The sequence below is a fragment of the Leptospira levettii genome, from assembly GCF_002812085.1.
Taxonomy (GTDB): domain Bacteria; phylum Spirochaetota; class Leptospiria; order Leptospirales; family Leptospiraceae; genus Leptospira_A; species Leptospira_A levettii.
On sequence record NZ_NPDM01000001.1, the window covers coordinates 688,443 to 710,682 of the forward strand.

At 35.1% G+C, this 22,240-nt stretch carries 23 protein-coding genes; 16 read left to right on the top strand and 7 right to left on the bottom strand.

The genetic code is table 11. The features are described 5' to 3' along the window. Window positions 1-11: 11 nt before the first annotated feature. The 3 genes from CH354_RS03110 to CH354_RS03120 all read right to left on the bottom strand — a co-directional run bounded on the left by CH354_RS03110 (window position 12) and on the right by CH354_RS03120 (window position 2,594). Window positions 12-488 carry a MarR family winged helix-turn-helix transcriptional regulator gene (locus tag CH354_RS03110; RefSeq protein ID WP_100726044.1) on the bottom strand — a complete coding sequence of 159 codons (477 nt, stop codon included), beginning with the start codon at window positions 486-488 and terminating at the stop codon, window positions 12-14. Continuing rightward, window positions 466-888: an SRPBCC family protein gene (locus CH354_RS03115; RefSeq protein ID WP_100726043.1), complete on the bottom strand. Its 423-nt coding sequence runs from the start codon at window positions 886-888 to the stop codon at window positions 466-468. Before CH354_RS03115 ends, CH354_RS03110 begins: the two co-directional genes overlap by 23 nt. A gap of 389 nt (window positions 889-1,277) precedes the next feature. Then, window positions 1,278-2,594: an ATP-binding protein gene (locus CH354_RS03120; protein ID WP_100726042.1), complete on the bottom strand. Its 1,317-nt coding sequence runs from the start codon at window positions 2,592-2,594 to the stop codon at window positions 1,278-1,280. Window positions 2,595-2,961: 367 nt separating this feature from the next. Here CH354_RS03120 and CH354_RS03130 point away from each other — a divergent pair, with 367 nt between their 5' ends. The 7 genes from CH354_RS03130 (at window position 2,962) to CH354_RS03160 (ending at window position 11,402) form a co-directional block, all read left to right on the top strand. After that, window positions 2,962-3,729, top strand: a complete 768-nt coding sequence (locus tag CH354_RS03130; protein WP_100726040.1) for a hypothetical protein — start codon at window positions 2,962-2,964, stop codon at window positions 3,727-3,729. Window positions 3,730-4,018: 289 nt separating this feature from the next. Then, on the top strand, window positions 4,019-4,810 hold the full coding sequence (locus tag CH354_RS18310) for a response regulator (protein WP_100726039.1): 792 nt from the start codon (window positions 4,019-4,021) through the stop codon (window positions 4,808-4,810). Between the two features lie 114 nt (window positions 4,811-4,924). Continuing rightward, window positions 4,925-5,740, top strand: a complete 816-nt coding sequence (locus tag CH354_RS03140) for an arylamine N-acetyltransferase family protein (RefSeq protein ID WP_100726038.1) — start codon at window positions 4,925-4,927, stop codon at window positions 5,738-5,740. A 94-nt stretch (window positions 5,741-5,834) separates the two neighbouring features. Then, window positions 5,835-8,441 (top strand): FAD-binding protein, encoded by a 2,607-nt coding sequence (locus CH354_RS03145; protein ID WP_100726418.1) that lies wholly within the window; start codon window positions 5,835-5,837, stop codon window positions 8,439-8,441. Continuing rightward, a complete protein-coding gene (locus CH354_RS03150) occupies window positions 8,438-9,520 on the top strand; it encodes a hypothetical protein (protein WP_100726037.1) in 1,083 nt (360 codons plus the stop codon). The genes CH354_RS03145 and CH354_RS03150 overlap by 4 nt, the downstream gene beginning before the upstream one ends. A 23-nt stretch (window positions 9,521-9,543) precedes the next feature. Beyond that, the gene (locus tag CH354_RS03155; protein WP_100766276.1) at window positions 9,544-10,536 is read left to right on the top strand and encodes an alpha/beta fold hydrolase; all 993 of its coding nucleotides are present in this window, start codon (window positions 9,544-9,546) and stop codon (window positions 10,534-10,536) included. A gap of 62 nt (window positions 10,537-10,598) precedes the next feature. Further along, window positions 10,599-11,402, top strand: coding sequence for an SH3 domain-containing protein (locus CH354_RS03160; protein ID WP_100718473.1), 804 nt, complete (start codon window positions 10,599-10,601; stop codon window positions 11,400-11,402). Between the two features lie 5 nt (window positions 11,403-11,407). Here CH354_RS03160 and CH354_RS03165 read toward each other — a convergent pair whose 3' ends face one another. From CH354_RS03165 to CH354_RS03180, 4 genes are all read right to left on the bottom strand, one after another. Beyond that, window positions 11,408-11,803 (bottom strand): hypothetical protein, encoded by a 396-nt coding sequence (locus tag CH354_RS03165; protein WP_100726035.1) that lies wholly within the window; start codon window positions 11,801-11,803, stop codon window positions 11,408-11,410. Then, window positions 11,800-12,264, bottom strand: a complete 465-nt coding sequence (locus tag CH354_RS03170; protein WP_100726034.1) for an ankyrin repeat domain-containing protein — start codon at window positions 12,262-12,264, stop codon at window positions 11,800-11,802. Before CH354_RS03170 ends, CH354_RS03165 begins: the two co-directional genes overlap by 4 nt. A 125-nt stretch (window positions 12,265-12,389) precedes the next feature. Beyond that, window positions 12,390-12,896 (bottom strand): HXXEE domain-containing protein, encoded by a 507-nt coding sequence (locus CH354_RS03175; RefSeq protein WP_100726033.1) that lies wholly within the window; start codon window positions 12,894-12,896, stop codon window positions 12,390-12,392. Between the two features lie 28 nt (window positions 12,897-12,924). Then, entirely contained in the window at window positions 12,925-14,208 is a 1,284-nt protein-coding gene (locus CH354_RS03180) for a lactonase family protein (RefSeq protein WP_100726032.1), read from the bottom strand. Between the two features lie 359 nt (window positions 14,209-14,567). On the opposite strand from CH354_RS03180, the gene CH354_RS03185 reads away from it, so the two are divergent. From CH354_RS03185 to CH354_RS03225, 9 genes are all read left to right on the top strand, one after another. Continuing rightward, window positions 14,568-15,665 (top strand): alpha/beta hydrolase, encoded by a 1,098-nt coding sequence (locus tag CH354_RS03185; protein WP_243395941.1) that lies wholly within the window; start codon window positions 14,568-14,570, stop codon window positions 15,663-15,665. Window positions 15,666-15,880: 215 nt separating this feature from the next. Then, a complete protein-coding gene (locus CH354_RS03190; protein ID WP_207762648.1) occupies window positions 15,881-16,741 on the top strand; it encodes a WD40/YVTN/BNR-like repeat-containing protein in 861 nt (286 codons plus the stop codon). A gap of 165 nt (window positions 16,742-16,906) precedes the next feature. Beyond that, on the top strand, window positions 16,907-18,031 hold the full coding sequence (locus CH354_RS03195; protein WP_100726031.1) for a WG repeat-containing protein: 1,125 nt from the start codon (window positions 16,907-16,909) through the stop codon (window positions 18,029-18,031). A 95-nt stretch (window positions 18,032-18,126) separates the two neighbouring features. Beyond that, the gene (locus CH354_RS03200; RefSeq protein WP_238760372.1) at window positions 18,127-18,642 is read left to right on the top strand and encodes a hypothetical protein; all 516 of its coding nucleotides are present in this window, start codon (window positions 18,127-18,129) and stop codon (window positions 18,640-18,642) included. 60 nt (window positions 18,643-18,702) lie between these two features. Next, on the top strand, window positions 18,703-19,137 hold the full coding sequence (locus tag CH354_RS03205) for a DUF3995 domain-containing protein (protein WP_100726029.1): 435 nt from the start codon (window positions 18,703-18,705) through the stop codon (window positions 19,135-19,137). A gap of 180 nt (window positions 19,138-19,317) precedes the next feature. After that, window positions 19,318-19,881 (top strand): dihydrofolate reductase family protein, encoded by a 564-nt coding sequence (locus tag CH354_RS03210; protein ID WP_100726028.1) that lies wholly within the window; start codon window positions 19,318-19,320, stop codon window positions 19,879-19,881. A gap of 3 nt (window positions 19,882-19,884) precedes the next feature. Continuing rightward, entirely contained in the window at window positions 19,885-20,247 is a 363-nt protein-coding gene (locus CH354_RS03215; RefSeq protein ID WP_100718462.1) for a DUF2200 domain-containing protein, read from the top strand. 21 nt (window positions 20,248-20,268) lie between these two features. Continuing rightward, window positions 20,269-21,156 carry a hypothetical protein gene (locus tag CH354_RS03220; RefSeq protein ID WP_100726027.1) on the top strand — a complete coding sequence of 296 codons (888 nt, stop codon included), beginning with the start codon at window positions 20,269-20,271 and terminating at the stop codon, window positions 21,154-21,156. A 26-nt stretch (window positions 21,157-21,182) separates the two neighbouring features. After that, window positions 21,183-22,187, top strand: coding sequence for a hypothetical protein (locus CH354_RS03225; RefSeq protein WP_243395942.1), 1,005 nt, complete (start codon window positions 21,183-21,185; stop codon window positions 22,185-22,187). The last annotated feature ends 53 nt before the right edge of the window (window positions 22,188-22,240 follow it).

The window sequence follows — 22,240 nt, forward strand, 5'->3', positions numbered from 1 at the left end:
AACCGATACGATCAATATTTAGATAGTATTTTCAATAAACTTTCGTTAAATTCATGTTTGGTGACACCTAATGCAGAAAAAAATTCATGATCAAAGGTTTCTACTTTTTTCACAGCACTCTTTGTAATCGTTTCTCCGCTTTTAGTTAAACTCACAATTTTTGCTCTGGTGTCCGAACTGTGTTCCCTACGATCTACATATCCTTTTTGGATTAATGTACGAATGACAGTAGAAGTAGTCATTGGATCTATTTTTGTATGTTCTGACAATAAAACCTGAGTCACTTCCATATTTTGATGGGTTAACCAAAGGATACTTGCTAACAATACAAATTGTGAATGTGTCAATTTCAATGGTTCTAGTGCATAACGAATCTCTCTTTGCCAAAGACTCGTTACTTGCCATAATAGAAACCCAGAGCTATCTTCTGCCTTATTTACGCTAAAGTCACTCTTAACGATTGTACTATTTGATTTTTTTTGCTTCATTGATTTGCATTTTCACATCTTCCGCTAAATGACTTACAATATTTTTCATGACAATCATATTCCATAGAAACGCAAGTGGGCCTGACATCGACATGGTGATTGTAATCTTTAGACCTTCAGATGTTTTCTCATAAAAATGTTCCCCAACCATTTTTGCCAAAGGAAATTTTGTAAAGTCCTTGAAATAAGAATTGGGTCTCACCTCTATCAATTGGATTTTTACATCTGGTCCACCTGTTGGGCGAATCATAAAAAAATTCCCAGTTTCAAATGTTCCAAACAATTCTGATTTTTCAAGAGTAGAATCCCAATCTTTCCACCGATTCACATCTGACATCAGTTTCCAAATTTGTTCCTGATTGATTTCGTTTGTGGTGTATGTATATGTATTCACTATCATATTAGCTCCCATAGTATGTATACATACTATATTTACACATAGAATGGCAATCAATTATTTTCCACCTGATTCTCAGAAACTTGTCCCCCAAAAATCTCAGTGATTCGTCGAATATGGAAAGGTCCGAATGCTTTTATTTTGAGAAGATTTAAAGAGTTCAAATTGAATCCCTCCATAGCTACGTGTGATGGAGGTGTCAACCGATGGAATTTGATACGATTAGAAGTAGAAGAAAGAGATTTTTTTTAATGCCAACTTACTTCCGACACACCTTCAAGGCTCAAGTGTGAAGAAGGGCAAGCCATCGCGTGTATTTGAACTTTCTTTCTTTAACTATAGACTTGGTCTTTACAAAAATCTTAGAAATTACCTATTTCGTTATGGTGATTTCATTCAGAGGATTCAATGGGTAATTGGATTAAAACTTCCGTGCCCACTCCATAAGTCGATTCGATGTTAATGTTACCTCGACATTCTTTGATAATTTGATACGTTATGGACAGTCCAAGTCCAGTACCTTTTCCAGGGGACTTTGTTGTAAAAAAAGGATCAAAGATTTTTGATAGGATTTCTTTAGGAATGCCAGTCCCTGTATCTTTAATTTTGATTTCAATTGTATTGCTGATCTTTTGGGTAATGATCGAAATCGTACCTTCGTTGACTATCGACTGAATTGCATTCGATAATAAATTTAAAAATGCTTGGTGAACTCGGCCGTCATTGAGTAATATTTTGGGAATATTCTGATCAAATTCTTTTACGATTTGAATTCGGAATTGAGTTTGATTATTTAAAATCACTAAGCAATTTTCTAATATTTGATGTATATCACAGTTCTCTAATTTTGCTTCATTGGACCTAGAATAATGGTTTAAACTTGTGACGATTTGTCCTGCACGTCTAACACCTTCTAATATTCCATTAAAGATTGTTTCAAAGTCAGAAGCAGGAATGTTTTCTTTTGAATTTAAAAATCCTTTGAGTACATTCACTCCACTCGAAATGAAAGTGAGAGGATTATTGATTTCGTGGGCAATGCCAGCGGCCAGTACTCCGAGGGATGCCATTTTTTCAGATTGAATTAGTTTTGCTTGGGTTTCTCTTAATTTTTGTTTCTCATCTTCCAATGCAAAAATGGTATTTTCCAGTTTACGATTCGATTTCTCTAATTCCTGATTGGCTCTTTTGAGTTCAAAAGTCCGTTTTTCAACCAATGATTCGAGTAAATCGATATTGTTTTGTGTTTTTAGATTTAACTCCTCAAGGAGTTTTTTTCTCTCTGTGATATCAGTATTGGTTCCACTCAATAATAGGGGACTTCCATCCTTATCATATTCAACAATTCTCCCCCGACCCAATATCCAGATGTACTCCCCTGATTTTGTTCTCATTCGAAATTCTGCCACATAACCTTGCTTATTTGCAATTTTCTCCTGGACTGTATCCATTGTTTTTTGAAAGTCATCGGGATGACAGAGCGATTTAAAACCGGCTAAATCCATAGTGATACTTTCATTTTCATAACCGATCAATTCATACCATCTTGGAGAATAGTAAGTTTGGTTTGTTTTCAGATTCCATTCCCAAACGGCATCATGAGTGGCAACAATGGCATTGAGATAACGCCTATTGTTTTCCTTATGTCTTTCCAAATCCGATCTCAGGATTTCAATTTCCTGTTCTAGTTCGTGCACTCTATCTGGCATGGTCGAAATTTTAAAGACGTTTTGTTTGGATTCAAGTAATTTAAGATACCATTGTTAGAGAGAAGATGTCTATGGATGTGGATCTAATCTCTTTCAACTGGAACAAAAAACGTTTTTCGTTTTTCATTAAAACTGCGAAAAGAATAAACGTTGGTCTCCTTTTTGATTTGTTTTTTCCCTTCGTAATTCCGACCCCAACTTCGTTTTACTACCTAAATTTCCTGACAAGTGTTGAGTATTACTCCGAATTGTTAGCTTTTTATGTGTCATTTAGCGATATTTTAGAAATATTTATGACATTTGAATAATTATTTGACATACTTTCACCAAATTTATAAGTCTGGGTTACTTGAAAAAGGAGAGAAAGATGAAAAATACAATCAACCTAATACTGGCATTGCTGTTTGCGACGAGCATCAGTGCCGAAACTTACACCGTGTTCATTCACGGTAAATCCAGCAAAAATCACGACGGTGTGGGAACTACCGATGTAAACAGTTATTGGGGCACAAACGCAAATGCGGTTTCTGGTGCCAAAATATTCATTGGTTACGACGGAAGCACTGACCCAAGAACCTACGGATCTGCTAGAGCCCAAACAAATATCACAACTGGTCTCATGAGCTATTGCAAGGGAACAAACACTTGTAAGGTTGTATGCCATTCCGCTGGATGTTATGCAATTGAATATTGGTTAGCTAGTTTAGCTGATACAACAACTTCCAAAGGTTTTAATATCACAAAGGTAACTGCACTAGCAGCTGCTTCTGGTGGTTCTGAACTTGCAAATGTAATTGGTGGTGGCGGAAACGCAATGGATCAGTCACTTCAGGTAACGACTGCACGTGGAGCTTACAATCACAACCTAACTGCTTCTGTTACGATCAACCATGTTCCAGGATACAAAAGTAAATTTGGTGCCAATTTCATCCTGCCTGGTGCTGATGATTATGCAGTTGCGTTTCACTCTTCATGCGGATACAACCGTGCAGGTGCTCTCGACAAATGCCAAAGTTCATTTGTAAGTGGGAACACAACGTACACTCAGTATTCTGGTCACGTCCGAGCACCGTCTTTGACAGCAGCTGGACTCAATAAAAATCACAGTGAAATCATGAACGAAGGCGCAAGATAATTTCAGCTCCATTGTTTTGAAATTTAGTCTGGCAACAGAAATTGTCAGACTAAAAGAATGCGGGGCGCACATTTCCGGCTCTCCGCTGCAATCTTTGTTTCCACAAAGGATTTCCGCTTCGATCCGGGGCGCGTTAGCTTGTTTTTTTTCCCACCAAAATGGTATTCAATCGGATGTTACTCATAGGGGAAACACGTAGGTGTTTCAGATGAAAAAAGTATTGCATCTGGCTTAGATACTTTCAGTTTGTTCTACACGTTTCAATCGATTCTTATATGCCAAACATTGAATGAATCAAACTCATAAACCAATGAACAATAACAATATTCAATTAAATGTTTTATTAGTGGAAGATGAAGCAATTCTTGCTTTAGCAGAAAAACGAAACCTTGAATCATATGGATATTCTGTACTTTGGGCTTCTAGTGGTGAAGATGCCATCGAACTTTTTAGGAACGATCCATCTATCAATATCATCCTGATGGATATCAATTTAGGCAACGGAATCTTAGGCACCGAAGCAGCTAAAATCATTTTAAATCACAAAGACATCCCTCTTATCTTTGTTTCTTCCCATACTGACAAAGAAGTAGTCACAAAAACGGAAGGAATTACCTCTTATGGTTATGTAGTTAAAAGTTCAACGATGACAGTCTTAGATGCCTCCATCAAAATGGCATTAAAACTTTTTTCTGCGAATCAAAAACTAAAAGAGTCAGAAGAGATGTTTATGAAGGCATTCCAATTTTGCCCCACTCCGATGGCCATCCATGACATTTCAAACCGAAATGTATTTATGGATTGTAATCCAGCTTTTATCGCAATCACCGGATACAAAAAAGAGGAAATCCTTGGCAAAACGGCACTTGAATTAGGACTTTATTCTCACCCAGAAGAGAGAGCCAAATTGTTAAACCAATTCCAAGAGCAAGGGTTTGTAAAAAATTTCAAAAACACTTTTAGAACGAAAACCGGGAAGGAACTAATTCGATTTCTATCTCTCAGTAAAATCTTAATTTCCAATAAAGAACATATTTTTTCAGTCCAAACCGAATCACCCATCGAATATTTTGATATTTAATTTTTTCAATCAATCATAACTTTCCCTTACAGAATGTTATGTGCAAATCTCCGAAATTTCATTTACTTTCTTTCCTAATCCACTTACAATTAGAATCGTATTAGGAATTCATTTTTGAACGATCAACAATTGATAGACGCATACTTTCATCGTATTGGTTACAAGGGTCCACACAATCCTTCCTTGGATGTTCTAAATCAAATCACATTGGCTCATGTTCGCAGTATCCCTTTTGAAAACTTAGATATTCTTTTGGGTAAAAGTATCAACATTAGTTTGGATGCTGTGATTGAGAAATTAATCAATCAAAAACGTGGTGGGTATTGTTTTGAACAAAATGGACTTCTATTGTGTGTTTTGCAAAAACTTGGTTTTGATGTGACTCCCATCAGTGCGAGGGTTCGTTTGGATAGGCCAAGGGATTTTACCCCTCCACGAACACATGTTTTTCTAAAGGTAGAACTTTCTGGAACCACATGGTTTACTGATGTTGGTGTAGGTGGGGTATCACTCACATCTGCGATACAATTCATTCAAGATACAGAACAAATCACAAATCACGAAACAAGAAGAATTGTTTATGAAGGCAATCGTTATTTCCATCAGGTTCTGTTTCCAACTGGATGGGTCGATGTCTGCGAATTTACACTAGAAGAAATGCCTGAAATCGATCGTGAGTTAGCCAATTGGTATACGAGTAACCATCCCAAATCACATTTTAAAGATCGCTTAATCGTTGCTAGAGCAGGAGATAAAGGAAAAAGACTTACACTGGTCAACAGAGAATTTTCAGAACGAGACAAAAACGGATCTGCTAACAAAACAATCATCAACTCACCTAAAGAATTAATCAAAGTTTTAAAAGAAAATTTTAATCTTACCTTTCCAATCGATACAGAATTTCAATCACCTGGTTTACGATGGGATTAATCCTCTGTTAGACTAAAAGAAGTTTAGGGAATCAGAGTTTTTGATTGCAATTTATTTCCATCCATTTAGAGATGAACCCTCCAGGAGAGATTTTTTGAAAATCAAACAACTTCTACCAGTCACATACCTACTCTTAAATTATAAGGGCCGAATTGATAGAAAAGTGTATTGGATTGCCTCATTGTTTATGTGGTCCAATTTTTACGTATTTTACCAAACTTTGGATTATTGTTTGGGAGAAACAAGTACCTGGATCATTTACCCACTGATGCTTTGGGGGATTCTTGCTGTTTCCGCAAAACGATTTCATGATATTGGAAAGTCTGGAAACACAATTTTACTCACACTGATACCCATACTTGGTCCTTTGGTTGTGATTTACTTTTTGGCATTCAAAAAAGGAGACCCACAAAATAACAAGTATGGTTCCGTTCCAGGCTCAGAAATTGATTATTATAAAAACGATGATGGAACAAGTATCCCCCACTTGAAATCAACGGAAGTCATCATCAATGATGTGACTCGTTTAAATCCTGTGATTGTATCCTCTGTTTTTCGTCCAGAATCATTGGATGAATTGATCCAATTTGTAAAATCATCCACTGCTCCCATTTCTGTTGGAGGTGGGCGTTTTAGTATGGGAGGCCAAACTGCAAGTCCAGGCTCGTTGCATATTGATATGAGAAAACTCAATCAGGTCATCGATTACAATCCATCTGAAAAGTGGATCAAAGTACAAGCGGGTATTCGCTGGTGTGACATCCAACATTATATCGATAAAGATGATTTATCCGTTAAGATCATGCAAACCTATGCAAACTTCACTGTGGGTGGTGCATTGAGTGTCAATTGCCATGGACGTTATATGGGACTCGGACCCGTTGTATTATCGGTTCGATCCATTGAAGTCATCCTTGCCGATGGCAGTTTGATCAAAGCAAACAGAAACGAAAATGCAGATGTCTTTTTTGGAATGATTGGTGGTTACAATTCCGTTGGTATCATTGTTACTGTAGAATTTGATTTGGATGACAATGTCAAAGTCAAACAAGTCAGTAAAAAAATGAAAAGAAACCAATACTTCCAGTTTTTTAAATATAACATTCGGGAAGACAAAAAGGTAATTTTTCACAATGCCGATATTTACCCTCCACAATACCAAAACATTAGAGCCGTTAGTTGGGAATTTACATTAGACAAACCTACTGTGAAATCTAGATTTATGCCTCTGCAATCATCTTATCCGATCCATCGATATTTTTTCTGGGATTTTACAGAATCTCCATTTGGGAAATGGAGAAGAGAGTATATTGTTGATCCACTTCTATTTTTTTCCAAAAAAGTGCACTGGAGAAATTATGAAGCTGGTTATGATGTTTTAGAATTAGAACCATCTGCACGCGAAAAATCAACTTACGTATTACAAGAATACTTTGTTCCTATTGAAAAATTCAATGGGTTCTCAGATCGTTTGTGTGATATTTTAAAACGACACAAAGTCAATATGGTGAATATTTCTGTTCGTCATGCAAAAGCTGATGAGGAAACCTATTTGTCTTGGGCACCTAAAGAGAGTTTTGCCTTTGTATTGTATTACAAACAAAAAGTAAACGAAACTGATAAACTTAAAGTAGCAGTTTGGACTCGAGAACTAATGAACGCAAGTATTGAATTTGGAGGTTCATATTATTTACCGTACCAAACGCATGCATCCAGAGAAATGTTTCAGAAAGCCTACCCAAAGTACAAAGAAATTTTTGCCTTAAAAGACAAGTTAGATCCTAAGTTTCGATTTAAAAATATTTTCTGGGATACCTACTATAAAGAAAATCCAAAACCAGATTTGCCAGATTCTGCATTTCACCGAATTTTTGCGAATGTTCATTGGAGTGATGCACTTTATCGTTTTTTGCAAGTGATCTTTAATCTTTATCCAGAAGAAAAATTCTTCCAATTGATTTACGATACCACCAAACAATACAAAACTGATCAGGAAATTTATTCAAAAATTGTAGAAAGATTAAATTCAGTAAAACCTTTCCATGCTGATCTCACCTATGCATTACCTGCACTGTTTAAACAAAAAAGAGAATTATCTCTTCAGATAATGGAACTTCTTGGATCCAAAACAACCATTAATGGGTATTTGGAAATTGGAACCACAGGTAGATACATTTCCAGCTTACAACATAAACTAAAATTGAATCAAAAAATCTATTTAGTAAATTCGGTTCCACCAAAAAACAATCCTGTCGATATTCTCGAAAGAGGTGGGATTAAAAAAATTGGAACCTTTTTCCCACTCAATGATTATGATCCAATCACGGATGAAATACCTTCAGAGAGCCTAGACCTTGTTACATGTTTGATTGGTTTACACCATATACATTTACATAAATTGGATGCGTTCATCCAATCAATTAATCGTGTTCTCCGTGTGGGAGGTAAATTCATATTAAGAGATCACGATGTAAAAGATCCAGAAATGTTTGAATTTGTTTCCATTATCCATACAGTTTTTAACGCAGGTTTAAAAGAAACATGGGAATATGAATCTGCTGAATTTAAAAAATTCCGTTCCATCGAGGAATGGATAGAGATTCTAAAAAAGTACAATCTCCAAGCAGGACCAGAAAGACTCCTTCAAAAGGATGACCCTTCTGATAATATTTTAATGATTTTTACAAAGGTATCAAAATGAGTCGATTGATCTTCACAACTCTAATTTCCTTTTCCCTTAGCATTTGCATTTGGACAACAAAACAATCTAGTACGGAATACATTGAAAAAGTTCCAAATGAATGGATGGTAAATGATACCAAAACTTACACTCCGAAAGAACACATTCGTCCCGGTGACCAAACATTCTTAACCTTTCCAGAATGGTATTTGGTTCATAGTCCCAAGGAACAGGCAATGTATTTTCGATCCAATACATCTAGCACCTTTCCTTACTGGGAACATGTTTTACAATTATGGAAATCATATATGATTGTTTCTGAGCAAATTTTAGAATCATATGAATTTAACTATGGATACCATCTAATGATTGTTGTATTGACTGTCAGTACAACAGTTGAGTATGGAGCAAAGCAAGTATATGAAAAGATGATTGGTCGCATTACTTCAAATAGCGAGGACCAGGCACTTACCGAAGAGGATCAATTTAACGCAAAATTCACCCAATCTTATGTAGATTTTATCTTACAAACACCTTGGTATGAATATAATTTTTTCCAAGAACTCAAAACACTTTGGATCGATGTTCCTTTGTTTGGCGATCATATGATCCGAAAATGGGAAAGACGTTATTATCTGACCTCTGATATTTTTGTAAAAGCAGTTTATGGTTTTTTGATTAAAAAAGCGACAAAAGCCACTTATGAAGATCCCATCTTAGGAACTGCCATTGTATTGGATGAAAGTATCCCAACGAATGATAAAGTACAATTACTCAATGGAAATGATCCATTTCATTCTGTGTATTTGATCCCTAGGTATGCAGATTTCCATCCCACATTGGAATCAATCCTGATCGGAAAAACTGTCGAATTACAGGAGATAGCTGGGAATTCTTCTGCAACTTTGGTGACTATCTTATTGAAAAAAAATGAAAGTTTACCTAAGATTCCCGATTCAAAAACGGTATTCAGACAAGACATCATGACAAGGCCCGGTGAAAACCGCTATGCACTCGTCTCAAAAGTTCAAAACTTAAAATCCATGTTGGAAATTTTAAGAGAACAAAACATAGAAATTGAACATATTTACGATTTTTAAGAAACCAGTAACGTTAGGATTATATGAAATTCATTCGATATTTTGTTTTGTTTGTTAGTTTGGTTATTTTCTCCATTTTTGCCTTTTATGCCAGTTTACGATTTTATCGTGAATCTTTTACTCCTGAAGAAATCGCACCTAAAACAGGAAGATGGATCCAAAGTTATGATGTAAACATCTACATCCAAGAGATGGGAGATCCAAAAAATCCAGCAGTTGTTTTGATTCATGGAATGGGTTCCTGGAGTGAACTCTGGAGAGAAACTATGGTTGCTTTATCACAAAATGGATATTATGCGATCGCAATTGATTTACCTCCTTTTGGTTTTTCAGAGAGGCCAAAACCTACTGAACTAAAATCAATCCAACAGGGCAAACGAATTGTCTCGGTAATTGATGCATTAGGTTTACAAAACGTACATTTACTGGGACACTCATTTGGTGGTGGTGCAACTCTACATACCGCACTCCTAATCCCCAATCGTATTCTTTCTTTACAATTAGTAGATATTGCGGTTAACCTAGAAGAAAAAAAAGAATCAATTCCTTCTGAACCAAATCGATTCGAAACATTCTGGAATTTTCCACTCTTACGAGATAGACTCCTCGAAGTAACGGCAACAAACCCACATTTAACCAAGGTATTGTTTAGCCAATTTGTTCATTCCTCTGATTGTATCACCGAAGAAAAAGTAAAGGTAATCCAAATGCCAATGCGAATCAAGGGAACCACTTCTTTTTTAGGTGATTGGTTGGGTGAATTTATTTTCCACTCTGATGATTTATTAGCCAAAGATACCAGATTGTATGGAAAAAATCTAACTATGCCCATTGATTTAATTTGGGGAGATTTGGACACTGTGACACCTATCGCAGATGCTGAAAAAATCAAATCCATTCTCACCAATTCTCGATTGCATTTCATCCAAGGAGTTGGGCACATTCCACAATTAGAATCACCAGAAAACTTCAACAAATTGTTGTTAAAGAATCTAAAAGAAGTAGAATCTAGATGAAATATTACGCACTCATTCCATAAAAGGAATATCACTCGATTTAAATCAGTTTGGATTTTGGTATGCAGATAAAAAACATCGTTCTCAGACTCTTTTTACTCTCCCTTCTAACAACAATACAATCCTATCACCTTCTCTCCCAAACAAAGGAGAATGAGAGTATCAAAAGACTTCCAATGCCAGGTGAAATTTGGTATGTAACAAGCCCTCGCGGATTAAACTTACGATCAAACCCTTCAGAAAAATCACAAGTGGTATCAAAACTTCCAAACAAAAGTAGCGTCAAAATTTTAAAACAAAATCCGGAGTTAGTCCAAGCGAAAATAAAATTCTTAGATGCGATCACGCAAGAAACCAATAAACCTAGCCAAATCATTCTGGAAGGAACATGGGTTAAAGTAGAAAACAATGGTATTGAAGGATTTGCATTCAGTCCACTCCTTAGCCCTTACCAACCAATTCGAAATAATGAATTTAGAACAGGATATGATATCACTCCATATCTTGTTAGAATCTTTATGCTCAAAAAAGTATCTTCTGATAAAAAACTCATCTCAGAAGACCAAACCAAATATTCACAGATTTTTGAATCTTACAAATCGGAATTAGGTGTCACTCTAAATGTTGAACAAAGTGAAAATGAATATGGTTGGGGAAAAGCTGTTTTATTTTTACCGAATTGGAAACTCGATACGACAATCGTATTTTTTTACTCTATCTTTTCATCACCTGATTTTAAAATAAATGATCTTACTTATGTAAAAGAAACATCAGCCGAATATTCTTTAGATCAAATTCCAAACACAATCTCATTCCGAAAAAACAAAATGGGTGTTACGGTTGAATGGGCTTGGGGTGCAGATTAAAGTTCTCAATGTCCTCCTCCTCCGTGACCTCCTCCGCTGGATCCACCACTACTCCCTCCGCCACCACCAGATGAAGAATGCCCTCCTCCGGAAGAGGAATGACCTCCACCTCCAGAGCGACTGCCTGAACGAGAGGAAGTACTACGAGATGAGGAGGAATGGTATTTTGAATCACAACTGGAGTAACATCCCAAATACAAAACGGGACAGGTAAGATTCATTTGGTTTGTGTTTGTGGTAGAACTTTGCATCGTAATCAGATAACAAAGTGATTGGTCTGCGACACATTTTTTCCGACAACTATCGATTGAATGATTGGAAAATGTATTGGAACATTGAACGGTTAACAATAAGAACATTAGAGAAATGTACAATTTAGGTGAGATTATGAAGAGTTTCATTTCGCACCTTTCTCCCTAAGTAACTTAACTATCTCTTCCCTTTCGGAAAGGAGAATTTCCGACAAAGCGGTGTGACCTTCATTTGTGACTACATTTGGATTTGCTCCAGCATCGAGTAATATTTTAACAATTTTCGGATAACGATTATAAGCTGCCATCATTAAGGCAGTATGTCCGTTTCTTGTTTTTGCATCTAAATCTACTCTCATAGAAACTAAGAGTGATACAATTTCTGTATGACCTTCTTTAGAAGCGATCATAAGAGGAGTCAGTCTTTCAAACGTATCTTCAGGTGTGTTTAAATCGTACCCTTGTACAATTAATTGTCTGACTCTTTCTGTATTTCCAATTGCAACTTGGTAATACAAATTATAAAAACGATCTTCTGATCTCGTTTGTACATTGGCACATTGGATTGTCAAAAGCAGGATACTGATAACAAGGTAATTGGTTCGCTTCATGCCTACATTTTTACATGACCGAACCAATTTCGAAATAGTGGTTTTCCGCAAATGTGGAAAACTACTACAAATTCATTGCAAGGTATATTCTAAAAACTAAATTCAATACTCATTGAATGATTTCATTAAATCCATTTACTCCAAGGAACAGAACCAAAATGATATAAACCTGACCAAATGGTAAAGACCATCCCTAACGAACCGAACACAAAACATAGTATCCACTGTTTCCATTCAATATGATGGTCTCTGAGTGCAAGGTATGTTAAGTACATGTAGATTGGAAAATATAAGAAGATAGCAGTGAAATAACCAGGAGAATACGCATTAAACTGAAACTGAGTGTAAATATGGAAAACAAAATTCCAAAACTGTTGCCCCGATACCCATAAAAATAATAAAAAGGTAGAAATTGAATTCTGCTTTTTGAATGCAAAAAAAGTAAGTAGGAGTAGGACAACCATAAACATCAAATTGTTTATATAAAATACACTAACATCCATTTGTCCTTCTAAGATATATGTGACCCAAAAAGGAAATCCGTTTGATTCTTCGATCACATGAAAAAAAAATGCAATCGGAAAAAGCCAAATTAACTTCTGATAAAAGGAGTGTTTTTCAAATTCAATCATATTTTAGTCTCCAATGTTTTCAATTTCCCTAATAAGATACTATCTCAACGGAAAAAGTATTTGTTCCTGCTGAAACAGGAAATCCAACTATCGGAGATAATGCTCCTGTTTCTGAAATCGTATACCCTGATACATTCCCATCTTGAGTATTAGAAGTATACAAATACTTTCCACTTTGGTCTATACTGATTCCAATAGGGCTAAATCCAGAACTAAATGGAGATCCACTAATAGGCGTTAATGTTCCATTTACTTGGTCAATTTTGTATGCAGAAATGGTACCTTGCCCAATTCCACTATTCGCAACATATAAAAATCGATTGAATGGATCGACAAGAGTATAAGCAGGAGCTGATCCTGCCATGATTGTTGATTGAGCTGTCAAAGTTCCTGTTGTTTGATTTCTAACAAATGGAAAAACATCTTGCGAAAAATAATTGGCTCCATAGACAAATTGTCCATTCGGTGAGATTGCAACGGAAATGTTGTTCTCACTTGTATTATTTACACTAATGGATGTTAATAATCCACTCAATGAATCCAAACTAAATGTTTGGATTCCAGATACACTTGCTGCTGCCCCTGTAAGTCCAACATACAAATGTTTTCCAGTGGAATCAAATGCCAGTCTACCGACGGCACCTGCGGTTGGATTGGAAGTTGGTGTAGCAGGTGATACGATTGATAGATTTCCAGAGGGATCAATTGCCATTCTATGGATTTGTTGGGTGGTTTCAGAACTGGCAAATAAGTATTTTTCGGATGGATCCATTACCAATGAATAGGGAGTCGATGGTAAAACCAAATCCGTCGATTTGGTCGATAAGATACCATTCTCTGGATTCAGACTGAGTGTAGACACCGAAGTATTACCAACATTGGCAACATAAACGATTGTTCCAGCTGAATTGGTGAGGGTGAACCGTGGACGGTTTGTGAGTTGAAAAGGAGATCCCGGAACCTGGGTAATCTCACCAGTGGTTGCATTGATTCGAAATACATTGATGTTACTTGTTGCGAAATTTGTTCCAACATTCGAAACAAGTAAAAAACGAGGACTTTTCATCCGTTTTTGGAAAACTGTTCCACCACAAAATTGAAACCTATCACTCGTTGCAAGAAGTAGTATGATCGAATCTTTATATGAAGTTGAACTCGAATCACATACTGAATTAAGCTCAGTCGGTTTGCAATGAAAGGTAACTTCGACACATGCTAAAATGAAAAAGAGAATGTGTAGGCGGTGAATGAATTTCCCTAGTATGAATCCTAGTGTATTGAGTTTCCAAGTATTTGGCTCTTTCAGTTCCATCAAGAATACAAACTAATCAGTTAGAACCGATCAAAATAAAGTCAATTAATTGTTGAATCTAGAAAAATCTGTTTTCTGCATTGCCAATCAATCCAGATTTCTAACTCAATTGATCTCCTAATCCTACTGTTCGAGACAAAGAAGATTGTTAAGTGTCCCTCCATTTCATATTAGTTTCTATGACACTCTCATCATTCTCTAGTTTAACATTTAGGAAATAATTTTTTCTCAACAATTGACGGTAATTCTTTTGTCACATGGAAAAAAGAATTCGTTTTCCCAAGCATACTCCTGATAAAAAAATTACTGAACACCATTTAAATTGATTCGAATTGACCATACCAACTGTCGTAATAGGTATGAAACAGAAGAATCAATTTTTACATCATTCGGATTGTTTTCGATTTCAAATTACATTCGCATTTGTATTGAGTGTTCTTGGTTTTACCATATCTTGTTCTGCCCTCCCAAATGAAATCACAGGAAAATCGGATGCAAACAATAATATGTTACTCTCCACTCTCCTCCTCGTTCAACTTAGCCAAACAAACATCCCACCAACTGTGAAACAAAATGTTACCTATACTGTTTCTAAATCGACATTTGTATATGCACAAGCCCTAAGCCATTCGAATTGGGGGACAAGCACAACCAGTGTAGTCAATTTAAGTTTAGATTTATATCTACCAGACAACGCGCCAACAAATAGACCTGCTATGGTTCTCATCCATGGTGGAGGGTTCACAACAGGATCAAAAGAGGATACAAACATCGTTGAGATGGCAAATTATTTTGCAAGTCGGGGCTGGGTATGTATTTCCATCAACTATCGATTGGTATCTGCTTACGGAACACTTTCTACTGCATGGGGAACATATGTGTTGAACTCATCCCTTACACCGACTGAAAAACAACAAAGTTATGCAATGTATCCTGCTGCTCGTGATGCAAAGGCTGCCGTTCGTTGGCTTTACGCAAATGCTTCAGCATATGGTATTAACACTAATTATGTGACTGCCTTGGGTGGATCTGCTGGTTCTTTTTTAGCCAATATGTTAGGGATTACCAATGCAAGTGATTTTCGAGATGAAACATTAACTTTAAACGATACCACTCTTTCGACGACAAACTTGTTAGCAGGTTCCAAAATCCATACCATCATTGACCATTGGGGTGGGATCAACCATATGACATACCTCCAAGCTATTACCGGTCAATCTAGGTTTGATATTAATGATCCTCCAGTGAGCATTGTACATGGCACAGCTGATGCAGATGTTCCTTTTACTCAAGCGGAAGCATTACGAGATGCATACATTGCTTCTGGGGCATCTTATGAGTTTAATCCATTGGTTGGCGCTGGACATGGTGCTTGGACTGCTACCATCAACGGTAAGTCATTATCTGAAAACGCATTCCAGTTTATTACTACAAAACAAAAGCTAACCGTAAACTAAACAATTCTTTCTAAACAGAAAAGCCGATGAACTTTATGAAATTCTAATCTATTGGTTCTATGAGCAAATAAGTTCTAATTTTTTTAAATTCATTCGGCATTTACCTAAAATTGACGACTAACAATTAAATATTTAATTAAAATAGATACTTTATAATTTATTGACTGTATTTTTATCGAATAAATAGAACAATAGTATGGATTGAGGAAACAAGTTTGAAAGCCTTACATTTAATTCCATCTTTTCCTTTATTAGTGAGAAATCGAAACAATTTCATCTTAATATTTCCACTCTTAATCAATATAGCACTATCGTTATCCTGCCAAAATATCCAGATAGAAAATGCATGTGATCCAAATGGAAAAGTTTACACTATTACACTGATCACAAAATTAATTTCGCAAGACCAGTCTTCACATTGTGGAGCCAATATATTCTCTCGATCCAAATCTCGTATTGCTTCCGACGGAAGTTTATGGACATCACGTACCATCCCTTCTGGAAATTGGGTATCTATAGCTTACGGTAATGGTGTATTTGTTGCAATTGCTGATGGAGTTGGAAACTCAATGGCAGCTACTTCTAGCGATGGTATTAATTGGACTCAACGAACAATGCCAGTAGGCGCATGGTGGATTTCTGTTACATTTGGTAACGGAATATTTGTGGCTGTTGCAAGTAGCAATAGTACAATTGCAGCTACATCTACTGATGGAATCAACTGGACACAACGAACGTTACCTGCTCCCACAACTGGTTGGCAATCAGTTACATTTGGAAATGGTATGTTTGTAATTGTTGCTGATAACAGCAATACCTCGGCAACATCCACTGACGGAATTACTTGGACGCAACGAACTCTTCCGCTAAACAGGTATTGGTATTCCGTAACATTTGGAAATGGTGTTTTTGTTGCAATCGCTTATAATTCTTCTATTGCGATAACATCAAACGATGGAATCAATTGGACAGAACGTAATTTACCAAACGTAGCAGACTGGTATACTGTTGCCTATGGTGATGGTGTATTTGTTGCTGTATCATATGGTTCTTCCTCTGCTGCTTCATCACCATAAAATTGATATTCTGGGCGCACATTTCCGGCTCTCCTTCGGCGAGGGCGCTCAGTCGATCCGGGGCGCAGAAAAAAATTCCACTTCCAACATTCTATTCATTTTGCATATTAAACCATAGAAATATACTGTTCAAATCCAAACCATAATTTTACAATCGTTATCTGAATGAAAGATATATACCTTTTCTTATGTTTTTCGAGTCTAACAGCGATTTTAAGTTGTTCGAGTTTACCTGTAAAACCAAATCCAATTTACAAAGGTTGTAACCTAAGCTTCCGATTAATAGAATTGTATTCAGGTAGCCAAAAAAATAATTATTTGTATGCTCCTGATCCCAAAATCAAAGTTAATCATAGTAGATACGAAGATTTATCGGATGTTTCTGAAGAGTGGATTCGAGCAAAACAAAATGGAAAATATGGTTTTATCAATACAGAGGATAAACTTGTATTTGCCTACGATCTTGAATTCGTAGGTGATTATTCAAATGGATTTGCCGTATACCGTGATGGTGCCAGTTTTAGAGATCCAAAGGCATATTTAGATAAAAAAGGAAATCTGTTAGGTAATCTATCATTTGATGAGGCATATTCATTTTACAATGGTTATGCATTAGTTCAAAATGACGACAATTACGGAATTATAGATACAAAAGGAAAATTCATTTTACCTACAAAATATGATTTTCTAACTAATTTTCACAACGGATGGGCAGTATTCAAACGAGAAGAACACCAGGGACTTGTGAATACAAATGGGATCGAAAAAAAATTTGTTCATGATCTTTATGATATTAAATCTTATTTTTATGAAGGGCATCTCACATTTACTCACTACAAAAAAATGGGTTTGATGGATTCCAATTTTAAGATTCTAATACCACCTAAATATGATTATTTGGGACAAGTAAAGGAAGGTTTAATTCGATTTCAATTGAATCACAAATGGGGATTTTTGGATGAAACTGGGAAAATTGTTATCGAGCCAAAATTTGATGATGTGTATGATTTTTCAGAAGGTTACGCAACAATTAAGATCAAAGAAAAATATGGAAAGATCAATAAACGAGGAGATTATTTCATAGAACCAAACTTCGATTATATTGGCTCATTTAAAAATGGGATCGCAATAGCAGAAGAAAATAAAAAGAGGGGCTTCATCACATTAGAAGCGGAATGGTTAGTTCCACCTATATTTGAAAGTGTAAGTGAAATCAAAGATGGCATTTTCAGTTATAAACTAAACAATTTATGGGGATTTGTTAATTTAAGAGGATGCATTCATAAATGAAAAAATTTACCTGGTTTTTAGTCTTTACAATCGTTACCTCACTATTAATTGCGAATCCGCCCCCAGTTAAACAGCTAAAATCATTGGGGTTTTCTATGGAAGTTCCAGTTCATTGGGATGAAGTATCAACAGAAGAGTTTCAGGACAATCTGCAACGTGTCAATTTGGGTTCGCCAAAGTTTAATAAACTGTTACAAGAAAATTCAGAGATTCCAATCATTTCACTTCGAAAAGGAGACCTAGAGAATGATGAGTATTTGACGACAGTCAATGTCAAAATACAAAAAAACAATTTAGAGTTTCGAAACATACCTAAGACATTACGAAAATTGTTATTTTATGTTTCTCTCGAGTTGAAAAATTTTGACTATTTAATTGAACCAAAGACAGTTCGGATCAATGGAAATTTAGCAGGTTATAGTCTTTTTTCCTATTCTATCTATAATGAAAAGGAAGAAGAAAAAAAAATTATATCAGCAGTTTGGATTTTCCCCCAAAAGGATTATTTTTATTTTATTGGTACAGGAATTCCATTTGAAGACTTCGAACCTAAATTAAATGAAATCAAAACAATAATTACATCAGTCAAAATTGAATCCAAGTCCCATTAGATATGTAATGGGACTGTATACAAGATTCGTATTTTCATTACTAAATAAAATCAAACCAATATGAATCTCAATTTAATGATTGTTATCTCTACTTCTTTACTCCTCATCCTGCTTGCTTCTATCCATATATACTGGGCATTTGGTGGATTATGGCCAGGAAAAAACAAACAAGATTTAAATAACAAAGTATTTGGAAGAGGAAACTATTTTCCATCACCATTCAGCTGTTTTGTGGTAGCAATTGGATTGTTTTTGTTTTCATGTTTACCAATTTTATGGTTGGTTCGAAGCAATTTTGGTTTAAATCCGCAAAGTATCAATATGATTCGGTATGGTAAAATTTTTGTAGCAATCGTCTTTCTTTTAAGAGGATTATTGGGATATCTCCCTTGGGTCACAAAATATTGGGTACCAATATTTGTATTCTATACAAAACGAATTTACAACCCAATCTCTCTTTTGATTGGCATTTCATTTTTAATAATGAGTGTGTGATTGTGTGGTGTGTTTAAAAATCTTGAACTGAATTCAAAATGGAATCTTCCCAATTGAGATTCAAAATAGCTCTTACAAACAAACGTTTTATGTAACATTTGCTTAGAAAATTTCTAAATTGACCTTGTAGAAGTCCAAAATGTACTTCCAAGCCAAAACGAAGCTTATATAAAAAGGCGAATGAGAAAAGTTGTCTTTGGAATCAATGTTTCATCGGATGGGTTTTATGGCCATACAGGCATGGTTGTCGATGAGGACCTACACCAATACTTCACCGAATTTTTGAAACAATCAGACCAAATCTTGTATGGACGTATCACTTATGACTTGATGGTCCCATTTTGGCCTGATGTTGCAAAAAATAAATCAATGTCTCCCGTTAGTAATGAATTCGCTGACGTTTTTACTTCCCTTGAAAAAATTCTCTTTTCTCATACGGTCACAAAAGTTTCAGATTCCAATACAACCATTGCTACTCGGTCACTCGAAGAAGAGGTAAAAGTTCTTAAAAAACAAGTTGGTAGGGATATTAGTATTGGAAGTTTAAGTATCGCATCTCAACTTTCTAGTTTGGGACTCATTGATGAATACCGATTTGTCATCCATCCGGTCATTGTTGGACAAGGACCCAGGTTATTTAGTGATCACCCTTTAAAAACACCAGTTAGATTAGATTTGATAGATACCAAAATGTTTTCCTCTGGAAATATAGCACACCATTACAAAACTAGAAGAGAGAATTAAAGTATGGAACCTACGCCAGAACACCATCAAAAAATTGCAAAAATGTCCTTTGCCTCCGTATATCCTATGTATGTCGCAAAAGTTGAAAAAAAAGGAAGAACTGTAAAAGAATTAAACCAAGTGATTGAATGGCTCACTTCTTTTGATGAAAAAAAAATTAAAGAACTGATCAAAGAAAATGTAACCTTTGATACATTTTTTTCAAGAGCATCATTGAATGAGAATGTATCTTTAATCAAAGGAATGATTTGTGGATATCGAGTCGAAGAAATCCAAAACCCGTTGACCAAAAATGTGAGGTACTTAGATAAACTTGTTGATGAGTTGGCCAAAGGGAAATCAATCGATAAAATCCTAAGAAAATAGACAGAACCTAACCAATATCTAATGAAATCAAAAATAACAGCTCCTCTTCTTATCATAATTGTCCTTTTCCCATTCACTATTTTTGGAGAATCAAAGCTCTTTATGATGTATGGAATTAAACTCGGTCAAAAACGAAACTTAGTTTCCGAACTTTATGGCAAACCATTCAAATCACATACATTTGAAGATGGGTATAGTTATGATGCCTACAAATTAGACGAACATATATTAGTTGTGGAATCCGAGAACAAAAGGCCAGACTTAGTGTGGGCGATTCAAATCCAAGGAAATAAAAATCCAAAATACTATGGACTCAATGAGATCAATCTAGGTGATCCAATTGAGAAAGTTGTTTCTTCATTTGGTAAACCAGACGAAATCAGAAATGCCTTTGATGAAGAAACGAAAGAAGAATTGTCTACAATCCAATATTACTCATACGATCGTAGTAGAAATTTTAGCATTGAAGTTCAAAACCAAAAGGTTTCAAGTATCAAACTCTCTTTTAAAGGATCGGCAAGTGTCAGCGAAACACTCGATATCAATGAAACATTTAAAATCTTAAAAAACAAAAACATATACAACATTGCGCAATTATTGGATCAAAATTTTGTATTAAAAGAAAAAGACAAAAAAGAATATAAAATCTCTGGAAATCCAATTCAGATCATCAATTCTAAAAATGAAATCTCCAATCGAATTTTTTATCTCCCAAATTCCCTTATCAATTTAAATCCAAATGAAATTTCAGAAAACGTAGACCTAACAAACAAGCAAAATTACATTTTTGGGAAGTATTTAAAAATAAAATCAGGTGAAGAAATTTTCCATATATTCTTTTTAAAAACATACGAAGGATGGACTTTAAAAGAAGTCAATATCGAAACTACTTTAAAAGCTTCCGAATGAGATCTCCAAAGGAAACTAACGAAACAATGAAACTGTATTCAAACAATGTACATAAAATGAAACAATATTCCTTACTATTACTCTTATTCATTTTCCCAACGATACTTTTGGGAGATGAAACTAATACAAAGACACTAACTGATTACGAACCTATATTAAGAAATGCAATTACACAATTTGAAACTGTATTTAAAACTTCTCCGAAAAAACATGATCTCGTTGAACAAAAAGTAAATTTTATGATTAACCAAGCCATGAAAGGCGAAATTACTTTTTTAATCGATGTAAATGGAAATCAAGATTTATCAGCAATGGGATTTGTTGATTTTTACAATGAAAACAAAAAACCAGCAATTGTCATAGGAACTTACTTTTTAGATCAATTTGATAAACATCCAAGTATATTTTATTCTGCATTAGTGCATGAATTCACTCATGCTTATGATTTTTTTAATAGCCAACGTTATTTCATATTTTATAAAAATAATCGAATCGTAAAGGCGCTTTTTGAAGCTGATGCTTACGCAATTGAATCATTATTCATACAAAATTATCTGGTTTCTCAAAAAATCAAATTAACAAAATTCGAACAATTTTTATTGGATGATTTTGAAAAAACACAATTAACAAAAATCATATTGATCAATCAAATTGCCAGTTTGCCTTTATTACATGCCTTCCTTGAAATCAGAGATTCAAAAGATTCTATCGAAAAGAAAGTCATTTCATTGAACGACATTGGAAAAAACTTAATTGAGAAATTTGATACAATTAAAGGCTTAAAAGATTATGACAATAAGATGGAGATAATTGCATTTTATTTCACATATCATTTACTATTAGACCAATTAGTTTACGATATAGAACAAAAAGAAAGTGAAGTGATGATAGAACCAGAAACATTTTCACTAGAAAAATACCCAACACTCTATCAAACAAAAAAACAAATCTCTGAAAAAGTAAAATCTTATGAAAATGAATTTGAAAAATATATCGTAAAAGAAAACCAGCGGATTCGAACCGAAATATAGACATTTTACGTAAGGACAAAATAGAAAGTTTCCATTCAGAATCTTCTCATAAA

Excerpts from the sequence above, each read along its gene's own strand:
- CH354_RS03160 (WP_100718473.1), top strand. The coding sequence starts at position 10,599 with ATGCAGATAAAAAACATCGTTCTCAGACTCTTTTTACTCTCCCTTCTA.
- CH354_RS03200 (WP_238760372.1), top strand. The coding sequence starts at position 18,127 with ATGGAAGTTCCAGTTCATTGGGATGAAGTATCAACAGAAGAGTTTCAG.
- CH354_RS18310 (WP_100726039.1), top strand. The coding sequence starts at position 4,019 with ATGAATCAAACTCATAAACCAATGAACAATAACAATATTCAATTAAAT.
- CH354_RS03220 (WP_100726027.1), top strand. The coding sequence starts at position 20,269 with ATGAAATCAAAAATAACAGCTCCTCTTCTTATCATAATTGTCCTTTTC.
- CH354_RS03205 (WP_100726029.1), top strand. The coding sequence starts at position 18,703 with ATGAATCTCAATTTAATGATTGTTATCTCTACTTCTTTACTCCTCATC.
- CH354_RS03150 (WP_100726037.1), top strand. The coding sequence starts at position 8,438 with ATGAGTCGATTGATCTTCACAACTCTAATTTCCTTTTCCCTTAGCATT.
- CH354_RS03170 (WP_100726034.1), bottom strand. The coding sequence starts at position 12,264 with ATGAAGCGAACCAATTACCTTGTTATCAGTATCCTGCTTTTGACAATC.
- CH354_RS03130 (WP_100726040.1), top strand. The coding sequence starts at position 2,962 with ATGAAAAATACAATCAACCTAATACTGGCATTGCTGTTTGCGACGAGC.
- CH354_RS03115 (WP_100726043.1), bottom strand. The coding sequence starts at position 888 with ATGATAGTGAATACATATACATACACCACAAACGAAATCAATCAGGAA.
- CH354_RS03210 (WP_100726028.1), top strand. The coding sequence starts at position 19,318 with ATGAGAAAAGTTGTCTTTGGAATCAATGTTTCATCGGATGGGTTTTAT.
- CH354_RS03165 (WP_100726035.1), bottom strand. The coding sequence starts at position 11,803 with ATGAAACTCTTCATAATCTCACCTAAATTGTACATTTCTCTAATGTTC.
- CH354_RS03155 (WP_100766276.1), top strand. The coding sequence starts at position 9,544 with ATGAAATTCATTCGATATTTTGTTTTGTTTGTTAGTTTGGTTATTTTC.
- CH354_RS03180 (WP_100726032.1), bottom strand. The coding sequence starts at position 14,208 with ATGGAACTGAAAGAGCCAAATACTTGGAAACTCAATACACTAGGATTC.
- CH354_RS03215 (WP_100718462.1), top strand. The coding sequence starts at position 19,885 with ATGGAACCTACGCCAGAACACCATCAAAAAATTGCAAAAATGTCCTTT.
- CH354_RS03225 (WP_243395942.1), top strand. The coding sequence starts at position 21,183 with ATGAAACTGTATTCAAACAATGTACATAAAATGAAACAATATTCCTTA.
- CH354_RS03110 (WP_100726044.1), bottom strand. The coding sequence starts at position 488 with ATGAAGCAAAAAAAATCAAATAGTACAATCGTTAAGAGTGACTTTAGC.
- CH354_RS03120 (WP_100726042.1), bottom strand. The coding sequence starts at position 2,594 with ATGCCAGATAGAGTGCACGAACTAGAACAGGAAATTGAAATCCTGAGA.
- CH354_RS03185 (WP_243395941.1), top strand. The coding sequence starts at position 14,568 with ATGAAACAGAAGAATCAATTTTTACATCATTCGGATTGTTTTCGATTT.
- CH354_RS03195 (WP_100726031.1), top strand. The coding sequence starts at position 16,907 with ATGAAAGATATATACCTTTTCTTATGTTTTTCGAGTCTAACAGCGATT.
- CH354_RS03175 (WP_100726033.1), bottom strand. The coding sequence starts at position 12,896 with ATGATTGAATTTGAAAAACACTCCTTTTATCAGAAGTTAATTTGGCTT.